Source organism: Methanobrevibacter sp. (genome assembly GCF_045577275.1).
Classification (GTDB): Archaea; Methanobacteriota; Methanobacteria; order Methanobacteriales; family Methanobacteriaceae; genus Methanobrevibacter.
This window is the reverse complement of record NZ_JAZNIB010000079.1, coordinates 1-9,730: the sequence shown is the minus strand read 5'-3', so window position 1 is coordinate 9,730 and position 9,730 is coordinate 1. Positions and strand designations below refer to the sequence as shown.

Here is a 9,730-nt window from a genome sequence, read left to right as displayed (position 1 = left end):
ACCATCCTCAATGATCGGCTTAAGCAAATCAGGAATCTCATTAGGATTATGTTGTCCATCACCATCAATTGTTACAATGATTGAATCATCATCAACAGCCTTAAAACCTGATTTTAATGCTTCACCCTTACCTAAATTAGTTTCGTGACGGATAAGTTCAGCACCAGCGCTCAATGCAATTTCTGCAGTATTGTCAACACTTCCATCATCAACGATGATGACCTTGTCCACATATCTTAAAGTTGCTTCAATTACATCGGCTAATGCCTTTTCCTCATTATATGCAGGTATTATAGCTACAATATTTGCCATTTTATCACGTATATAAAAATCAAATTAATATTGAAAAATATTGAAAAACATTAAAGTAAACTAAAAAAAAAATAAAAAATAAAGAATTAAAGAATAAAGATTAATTAAATTAATCTTCAATTCTGTAATACCATTTCATCCATTCAACAGTTCTTTTAATTCCTTCTTTAGGAGAAACTTTAGGGTCGTGTTTTAAATCACGAATAGCCTTGGAAAAATCAATGGTTTTAACCTTTGTAGTGAATTCTTCAGCAGGAGTGTAGGTCACTAATGAATCATCAATTCCTACAGCTTCTAAAACCAAGTCAGAATATTCCTCAATGGTCATTTCCCATTCCTGTTTACTTCCAACATTGTAGACCTCACCAGGAATGAAGTTATCCACAATATTTGCAAAGGTATTTGCAGTATCTTCCACATAGTCAATAATTCTTTTATGTCCTTTGTGAACAGAATAAGGTAATCCATGAAGTGCTTTATAGATAAAAATAGGTATGAAACCTTTATAAGGAGAATAAGCCTCATGAGGACCATAACAATTTACAGGACGGACTCTTACGGTTTCAGTTCCAAACATGGTAGCGGAATTCATGCACATCAATTCACCAGCCCATTTGGAAATTGCGTAATCGTTCATTTGGTAAGTGTCTTTGATTGGCCTGTTTTCCATTACATCTTCAGTCATGATTCCTTCATAGTCACCATAAACTTCAGCAGATGAAAATGAAATCATTCTAAAGCCTAATTTCTCTTGAAGACGGATCATGTTTTTCAAGCCGATTACATTTGTTTCCCAAAGGTTTTCATAGTAGCCTTCACCATTCCATCTACCATATTCAGCAGCTAAGTTATAAACGTAATCAAACTTCTCATTATCATCAAATATTCTCTCCATTTGACGATAGTTACGAATATCCCCTCTTACATAATCAGAGTAGGAGTCTGAATATAAATCCGCTTCATCTTCATGATGCAATAAATCAACGGACAATACTTCGTGCCCTCTGCTTCTAAGTTCTTTTACAAGGTTAGTGCCTATAAATCCACTTCCACCAGTTACCATAATTCTTTGAGTTTCCATAAAAACACCTTCCAAATATTAAAAATAAATTTTCAAATTATAATTTTATAAAATATAAAAAATTAAAAAATTAAAAAATTAAAAAATTTATTAAAAATTATAAAAATTATTAAATTAAACAAATCTTAAAAATTAAACTTCATCCTCATCCAAGCTTTTAGGCTTTTTGCCCCTTACTCTGGCGAAAAATCCTAAATCCTCAAATTCATTCAAGGTAAATTTCAACTGTGCCATTTTGGTGTATGCAATATCCAAACGGTTTTCCAAAGAGAATGTTCTTTGATTTTGACGTATTCTTGCTTTCCTGAATTCCTTTTCCAATCTGGCAATTTCAGAATTAGCCTCACTTAATTCCTTTGTCAACTTATTGTTAAGTTCATTCAACTTCTCATTATCCGCCCTTTCAGTCTTAAGATACCGTCTAAGTATATCAATCCTGTGTTTTAATTTCTGAGTTTCAAGAGCCAATTCATCAATATCATATTGCCTGACTTCCAATTCCAAGGATTCGAATCTCATTATATCCTGTGAAAGCCTTTGTCTTTCAATGGCAAAATGCTCTATCCTATCTTCATAGGATTCACATCTTTCCTTAAGGATACGATTCTCCTTCCTATACTTGGAAAGCTCTGCCTTCAACTCTTCTATTTCTTCTTGCGGATCTTTTTCACCTATCATTCAATCACAATAGTAAAATTAATAGGAATATCTAAATTCAGATATTATATGGAATAAAATAATAAAATTTATTAGATTATCTAAATTTAGATTATTTCTTCACGAATAAACTTTAAAAGTATATCTCTGGCTTCATCATCTTCCAAAGCAATCTTTAAAGAGGATTTTAACCAATCAATACGGTTACCTATATCATAGGATTCTCCAGTGAACACTTGACCGTATATCTCATCCAATTTGGATAATGCATCAGTCAATTGGATTTCTCCACCGTAACCAGGTTCCACTTTCTCAATGCAGTCAAAGATGTCTGGAGTGAGAACATATCTTCCCATAATAGCCAAATTACTTGGTGCAACACGGAGAGGTGGTTTTTCAACCAATTTATCAATCTTATAAATGTTTTCTTCTATCTCTTCACCACCGATGATACCATATCTTTCAACCTTTTCATCAGGAACTTCCTCTAAAGCAATGACTGATTTTTCATACTTGTTATATATGTCAATCAATTGTTTAGTGCAAGGAACCTTATCCTTGGTAATGGTATCCCCTAACATGACAACAAAAGGATCATTTCCTACATGTTTCTTTGCACAGTATATAGCATCACCAAGACCTCTTTGCTTCTTTTGTCTGATGAAATGAATATCTGCCAAGTCAGAAATGTATTCTATTTCCTTTAAGAAGTCTTCTTTTCCTTTAGTCTTTAAATGATGCTCCAATTCAAAAGATCTGTCAAAATGGTCTTCAATAGACCTTTTACCTTTACCTGTAACGATTAAAATGTCATCGACACCAGAATTTACAGATTCTTCTATTACATATTGGATTGTTGGCTTATCATAAACCGGCAACATTTCCTTTGGTTGAGCTTTAGTGGCAGGCAAAAATCTTGTTCCTAAACCTGCAGCTGGAATAACCGCTTTCATTAAAACACCTCAAATGAATTTATTTTTTAATTTTTAAGTTATTATAATAATAATTTATAGATATAAATATATAAATTTGATTAAAAAAATAGGAAATCCAATAGAATTATTCGCAAATAATGATAAAATAATTAAAACTAAGGTAAAAAAAAGCAGTATACAAAAAATAGTCCAGATATTTATGAAAAAATGATCAAAATAAATTATAAAAATGGTGCAGGGGACGGGAATCGAACCCGCGAAGGGACTAACCCACTAGGCCCTCAACCTAGCGCCTTTGACCGCTCGACCACCCCTGCATAAAAACAGAAAAATAGTACAGTACTATATAATATATTTATTATCTTATTTAAATATTACTACCATATTTAAATAAAAAAATTAGACCAAATATTAGATTAACTCAATATTTACATCCATAGATTCGCCATTAGCCAAATCTGCAATCAAATCTCTATTTAAATCAATAGCTGCCTTATCTGATTTAATCATTAAGGTTCTGGAGCATACAAATGTACTCTTTCTACAAACAATATCTGTAGGATGGGAAAGACTCAAATCATGATGACCATACCCTTCAATCCTATCTGAGGCATTAGGGGTACTCAGTTCAACTATGACCCTAGTGTCATCATTAGCCAATTTTTCCTTAAATTCATCAGGAAAATCAAGCATTGACTTATCAATGTCCAAGCCTATTATGCAATCTCCAGCTAAGCTAAGATCCTTGTCCTTTGTTATTTCGAAAGTGGATTTATGCAATGACAATACATTCTTATGTCCCTTTGCCCTAATTTTAAAATTCATAATAGAACTTATGAAAATTATTTTATAAAAATATTTTTAAAAAATGGAAAACAAATGGTAAAGTGAGGAGAGATAAAGATGATTTTAAATACTGGCTTAAGAACAGACATTCCAGGATTCTTCAGCAAATGGTTCTACAATAGAATTGATGAAGGATTTGTATATGTAAGAAGCCCATATGCAAAAAACCAGATCTATTCATATAAATTGAACCCTGAACTGATTGATTGCATAATCTTCTGTACAAAAAATCCTAAGCCAATGTTTCAAAATCTGGAAAAAATTGATAAGTTCAATCAATTTTGGCATATTACAATAACTCCCTATGAAAAGGATATAGAACCTAATGTTCCTCCAGTTGATGATGTTTTAGAAAGCTTTAAGTATCTATCCGATAAATTAGGCAAGGAAAAGGTATCATTAAGATATGACCCTATTTTCATTAATGAAAAATACACCTTGGAAAAGCATATTGAATCATTTGAATATATTGCAAGCTCCCTATCAGAATATACAACCGAAGCAGTCATAAGCTTTATTGACCTATATGAGAAAACAAAACGTAATTTTCCAGATGCCATTGAAGTGAGCAAAGAGGAAAGGTTGAAGATAGGGGAGGAATTTGCAAGAATTGGAAGAGAAAATGACCTTAATGTCAAAACCTGTGTTGAAGGAACCGAATTGGATAAGTTTGGCCTTGATTCTTCAGGATGCATGACAAAGGAAGTTGTAGAAAGGGCAATTGGACAGAACCTGAATATGCCTAAACAAAAGGCAAGAAATGGTGAATGCTATTGCCTTTTGAATAATGATATAGGTGCATACAACACTTGCAATCATGGATGCCTGTATTGCTATGCAAATTCAAACAAGAAATTGGTGAAAAGAAACCTAAAGCTTCATAATCCAAATTTTCCTCTTTTGATAGGAGATATAAATGAAAATGATGAAATAAGGGAAATGAATCAAAAGAGCTTCATTGACCCTGATAAAAGCAGACAGACAAAATTATTTTAAAAAAAAATATGATCAAATAGTTTGGAGAGATACCATGACCGATTTTATAGCATACTGTGGATTGGACTGTGAGACTTGTGAAGCTCGTATTGCAACAGTCAATGATGACAATGAACTTAGAGCCAAAGTTTCAAAGCTTTGGAGCGAACTGAATAATGTGGAAATCAACCCTGAAATGATAAATTGCACAGGCTGTAGAATAGAAGGTGTAAAGACTCCATTCTGTGATTCCATTTGTCCTATCAGACAATGTGCTTTAGAAAAGGAATATGAGACTTGTGCAGACTGCAGTGAAATGGAAAAATGTGAAAAGCTTGGAATGATTTTTACAAACAATGAGAATGCACTTCAAAACTTGAAAAGCATGAAAAATAAATAGCATATTTACACATAATCACAAAATCACAAATGCATCATAACATTCAATTAATTTAATAAAAATGACGACCAATTATATTAAAAATAAATCACAAAGTTGTTAAATTATGAAAGGTACATACTGTTTAATAATAGCTATGAGAAAAAGTGAGAAACTTAAAATAGGAAATCTATATCAAGACCATAATTTTAAGAAAGGTTACTATGTTTACATAGGATCAGCAATGAATTCACTTCCAGCAAGAATCAATAGGCACTTATCTGATGATAAGAAAATGCATTGGCATATAGATTACCTTTTAAAAAGTGAAAATAGTGAAATAAGAGATGTCCTGTTCAATATTTCTGATGAGAAGATAGAATGTGATTTGGCATCGACAATAGCTGAAAATGGTGAGGAAATAGCTAAATTCGGATGTTCCGATTGCAGTTGCAAATCCCATTTGATATACTTCAGAAGAAAAAGGGATGCGGTGAATTCTGTAAAAAGTGCATATGAGAAGTTAAATGTTGAATATCATAATTTAAACTATTTTAAAAAAAGAATTATGAAGAATTAAAAAATAGTTTATAAAATAAGTTTAAAAAAATGATAAAAAAATAAGATAAAAAAAATAATAAGTCATTAGTCTAAGAATGACTTAAAGAAATTTTCAAAATCTTCATCTTCCATTGGCTCTGGAGTAGAGAAATTATCATTGTTGAAGATATCATTTGCTAATTTTCTATAATCCTCAGCTTCATTTGACTGCGGAGCATATTCAACTACTGTTTTTGCATCCAATTCACTTCTTTGAATCAAATTGCTTCTTCCAATAACTCCAATAACCTGAGTGTTGATTTCTTTTGCAAAGGAACTGACTATTTCCTCTTCATTTTCAATGCCCTTGCAATTGCAGATGATACCGCCAAGATTTCCTTTTAGCTTTTTGATTCCTTTGGAAATATTGTTTGCAGCGTATAAGGACATGTATTCCCCAGATGATACAATAAAGACTTCATCAGCGTAATCCTCTCTAAGAGGTACGGAAAATCCTCCACAGACAACATCACCTAAAACATCATAAAGAATGACATCAAACTCTTCGTCAAAGGCATTCAAATTCTCTAAACGTTTCATGGCAACGATAACACCACGTCCTGCACAACCCACTCCAGGTTCAGGACCTCCGCTTTCAACACATTTTATTTGATTAAATCCTTCAAAAACCAAATCAGCAAGTTCTGGATTTTTGTTGTCTTTTAATGTATTGACAATTGTAGGTATTCTTTTACCACACAATGTTCTTGTAGTGTCTGACTTTGGATCACAGCCAATCACCATGACCTTCTTATCATCTTCACTATAAGCTGCCGCAATATTAGCCACTGTAGTACTTTTGCCGATACCGCCTTTTCCATAAATAGCTATTTTCTTTTGTCTTTTCATCTTTACACCAATCAGTCTTCTCTAGGAATCAATTTGTAAACGAAATCGCTTTCCCTTAATTTTTCATCAATAGCTATTGCTACATTAGAACCTTTTAAAGCCTTTTCAATAGCGTTTCCATCAATTTGCATAGAATCAATTACATGGGTGATTGAACCTGTTGTAGGTCCTTGAACCATAATCTCATCGCCAATAGCCAAATCATCCCATATCTTAAGTTCTGCTACCTTAATCTTATTATAATAATTCACAACCTTTCCAATATCCTTCTTAATGAATTTGGATTGGTTGTTCTCACTGATTTCATAAGGAACATCAAAGTAGAATCCAGTATCATATCCTCTGTTGAATACCTTCATCAGCTCTTCCATCCATTGAGGATTGTACTTATAATTCTCAGGATCATTTTGATATAAGTCAATAGCTTCCCTATAGACCTTAACTGCTGTTGCAACATAATCAGGAGATCTTGCCCTTCCTTCTATTTTAAAGGAGTCGATTCCAGCATCTATAAGTTCTGGAATATGTCCTATCAAAGCCATATCCTTTGGAGAGAAGAAATTTGTCCTATAGGAATCATCATAGGAATTGGATATTATGAATGATTCATCATCACATTCGGAAGTGTTGATGACATCATCATTTTCATCCTCTTCAAAGCTTAATTTCCATTCTTTTCTGCAAGGTTGGAGACAATCTCCACAATTTGCACTTCTGCCATAAAGTCCATAGCTCAAGAAGCATCTGCCTGATATTGCCATGCACATTGCACCATGAATGAAAACTTCAGTTTCAATGCTTGAATCAGTTTCTTTGAGCTTTTTGGTAATTTCCTTTATCTCTTCCAAGGACAATTCCCTTGATAGAATAGCCCTTTTGGCACCTAATCTTTCCAAGGTCTTCAATGCATAGAAGTTAGTTGTATTTTCCTGAACGCTTACATGAGCTTCAAGACCGTTTTCAGTTGCAAGATCTATCAAGGCAATGTCAGATAAGATTATGCCATCTGCTCCATATTCCTTGATATAAGGCAATTGTTCCTTAAGTCTTTCAATATCCTTATCCTTCATTATGGTATTTGTACAGACATATAATTTAGCCCCATACTCCTTTACCATTTCACTTGCCTTTTTGATGTCTTCCAAAGAGAAATTGCTTGCATTAACCCTCATATTAAGCTCTTCAAAGCCAATATAAACTGCATCAGCACCATTCTTTAATGCGCTGGTTAATGAAATGAAATTTCCTGCAGGAGCCAATAATTCTACCATAAAAAACAACTCTAAAAACTATTAAAAATATTCGAAAAATCTTAAAAATGCCCAAATATAAAAAATACCTAAAAATACTCAAAAATACTCAAAAATAACTTTATAATCTAAAAATACATAATAATTTTAAAAAAATAAAAGATAAATAAAAAATAAAAGGATGAAGATTATTTTTCTTCATCTGTTGGACCTTTAATGGTCTGATAATAATCGTAGTAGGATTCAGCTTCCAAGTCCTCAGGTATTTCAGTTGGATAATCTTCAGTTATGCATCCTAAACATAAGTTTTCTCCATCAATGCCAATAGCTTCAATAAGAGATTCTATACTGATGTAACCTAAGGTTTCAGCACCTAACTGTTTTCTGATTTCTTCAATTTCCAAATTGGCTGCAATCAATTCATCTTTGGTAGCCAAAGCAACACCATAGTAACATGGAGCGATAACCGGTGGACAACCGATTAACATATGAACCTCTTTAGCTCCTGCTGCCTTAAGGATTCTGACTAAAGATTCTGAAGTGGTACCTCTAACGATACTGTCATCAATTACAACAACACTTTTTCCTTCAAGTTCATGTTTTAATGGATTTAACTTAAGCCTTACAGCAATTTCACGTTCTGTTTGAGTTGGCATAATGAATGTTCTTCCAACATACCTGTTTTTGATTAGACCTTCACCATAAGGAATGCCTGAAGCCCTTGCATAACCAATAGCTGCAGGAATTGATGAATCAGGAACAGGTAAAACTAAATCTGCATCAATAGGGTTTTCTTTATATAATGCCTCTCCAATTTTAAGCCTTGCATTGTAAACGCTTCTCTCATCAATCACACTGTCTGGACGAGCAAAGTATACATATTCAAACATACAATGTGCTCTTCTGGAACCTTTTGCAGATGGCAAGATATATGAATTAATCTTATTGTCCTTAAAGTATAGCAATTCACCAGGTTCCATATCACGAATGATTTCTGCATCTATAACGTCAAATGCAACAGATTCAGATGCAACAACAAAATGGTCCCCAGTTTGACCTAAAATTAAAGGTTTCATTGCCATAGGATCTCTTAAAACATATAATTCATCATTGATTAAAATAACTAAGGAATAGGAACCGATCAATTTTTGAGAAACATTATCAATGACTTTGAGAATGTCCGCTTCATTTTTGAATTCCTCTTTGATTAAATAACAGACAACTTCAGAATCAGTGTCTGATTTGAATTCATATCCTTTTTTAGTTAATTCATCTCTTAAAGAACCTGAATTTACAATGTCTCCATTGTGAGCCATAGCGATGAATCCATCATTCAATTCTGTGAAGAATGGCTGTGAGTTTTCTATTTTTGATTGGCCTGTGGTAGAATATCTTACATGACCGATACCTACATTACCAGTTAAACTTTTAATTAAATTATTATCAAAAACATCAGTTACCAATCCCATTCCACAGTGGAAATTCAACCCATAATTAATGTTATGAGTAGCTATACCTGCAGATTCTTGTCCTCTATGCTGTAAAGCATATAAACCATAATAAATTAAGTGAGAAACATCCATAAGGCCATCTTTAGAATGTATTCCAACAATACCACATTTATCTTTCAATATATAATCTCCATTAACCCTATTAAGACATAAAAACGTTTTAAATATTCTTATGATAATTGTAAATATAATATTAAAAATAACTTAAAGAAAACAATTAAGTTAAAAATTATAATACATAAATATTTATAATTTTTCTAATATTTATAATAATCTTTTTAGTGAAAATTTTAAGAGAAAAATAGTTAAAAATAAGTTAAAACGGTTAAGAATTC

General features: G+C 32.5%; 11 protein-coding genes and 1 tRNA gene. 3 read left to right on the top strand and 9 right to left on the bottom strand.

What is annotated here, in order from left to right; genetic code table 11:
• From ACKI67_RS02870 to ACKI67_RS02845, 6 genes are all read right to left on the bottom strand, one after another.
• A partial coding sequence (locus ACKI67_RS02870) for a glycosyltransferase family 2 protein (RefSeq protein ID WP_407461895.1) occupies positions 1-312 on the bottom strand: 312 nt, incomplete at its 3' end.
• Between the two features lie 109 nt (positions 313-421).
• On the bottom strand, positions 422-1,393 hold the full coding sequence (locus tag ACKI67_RS02865) for an NAD-dependent epimerase/dehydratase family protein (protein WP_407461894.1): 972 nt from the start codon (positions 1,391-1,393) through the stop codon (positions 422-424).
• A 132-nt stretch (positions 1,394-1,525) separates the two neighbouring features.
• On the bottom strand, positions 1,526-2,071 hold the full coding sequence (locus ACKI67_RS02860) for a hypothetical protein (protein ID WP_407461893.1): 546 nt from the start codon (positions 2,069-2,071) through the stop codon (positions 1,526-1,528).
• A gap of 86 nt (positions 2,072-2,157) precedes the next feature.
• Positions 2,158-3,003: a UTP--glucose-1-phosphate uridylyltransferase GalU gene (gene galU / locus ACKI67_RS02855; RefSeq protein WP_407461892.1), complete on the bottom strand. Its 846-nt coding sequence runs from the start codon at positions 3,001-3,003 to the stop codon at positions 2,158-2,160.
• Between the two features lie 212 nt (positions 3,004-3,215).
• A tRNA-Leu gene (locus ACKI67_RS02850) sits at positions 3,216-3,302 on the bottom strand.
• A gap of 94 nt (positions 3,303-3,396) precedes the next feature.
• Complete coding sequence (locus ACKI67_RS02845) at positions 3,397-3,810, bottom strand: DUF371 domain-containing protein (RefSeq protein WP_407461891.1); 414 nt, start codon at positions 3,808-3,810, stop codon at positions 3,397-3,399.
• A gap of 78 nt (positions 3,811-3,888) precedes the next feature.
• Here ACKI67_RS02845 and ACKI67_RS02840 point away from each other — a divergent pair, with 78 nt between their 5' ends.
• The 3 genes from ACKI67_RS02840 (at position 3,889) to ACKI67_RS02830 (ending at position 5,765) form a co-directional block, all read left to right on the top strand.
• Positions 3,889-4,827, top strand: coding sequence for a DUF1848 domain-containing protein (locus ACKI67_RS02840; RefSeq protein ID WP_407461890.1), 939 nt, complete (start codon positions 3,889-3,891; stop codon positions 4,825-4,827).
• 34 nt (positions 4,828-4,861) lie between these two features.
• Entirely contained in the window at positions 4,862-5,206 is a 345-nt protein-coding gene (locus ACKI67_RS02835; RefSeq protein WP_407461889.1) for a DUF3795 domain-containing protein, read from the top strand.
• A gap of 106 nt (positions 5,207-5,312) precedes the next feature.
• Positions 5,313-5,765 (top strand): GIY-YIG nuclease family protein, encoded by a 453-nt coding sequence (locus ACKI67_RS02830; protein ID WP_407461888.1) that lies wholly within the window; start codon positions 5,313-5,315, stop codon positions 5,763-5,765.
• A 65-nt stretch (positions 5,766-5,830) separates the two neighbouring features.
• Here ACKI67_RS02830 and cfbC read toward each other — a convergent pair whose 3' ends face one another.
• From cfbC to purF, 3 genes are all read right to left on the bottom strand, one after another.
• Positions 5,831-6,634: a Ni-sirohydrochlorin a,c-diamide reductive cyclase ATP-dependent reductase subunit gene (gene cfbC / locus ACKI67_RS02825; protein ID WP_407461887.1), complete on the bottom strand. Its 804-nt coding sequence runs from the start codon at positions 6,632-6,634 to the stop codon at positions 5,831-5,833.
• Positions 6,635-6,645: 11 nt separating this feature from the next.
• Positions 6,646-7,905: a peptidase U32 family protein gene (locus ACKI67_RS02820; protein WP_407461886.1), complete on the bottom strand. Its 1,260-nt coding sequence runs from the start codon at positions 7,903-7,905 to the stop codon at positions 6,646-6,648.
• Positions 7,906-8,072: 167 nt separating this feature from the next.
• Positions 8,073-9,515 carry an amidophosphoribosyltransferase gene (gene purF / locus ACKI67_RS02815; RefSeq protein ID WP_407461885.1) on the bottom strand — a complete coding sequence of 481 codons (1,443 nt, stop codon included), beginning with the start codon at positions 9,513-9,515 and terminating at the stop codon, positions 8,073-8,075.
• Positions 9,516-9,730: the final 215 nt, after the last annotated feature.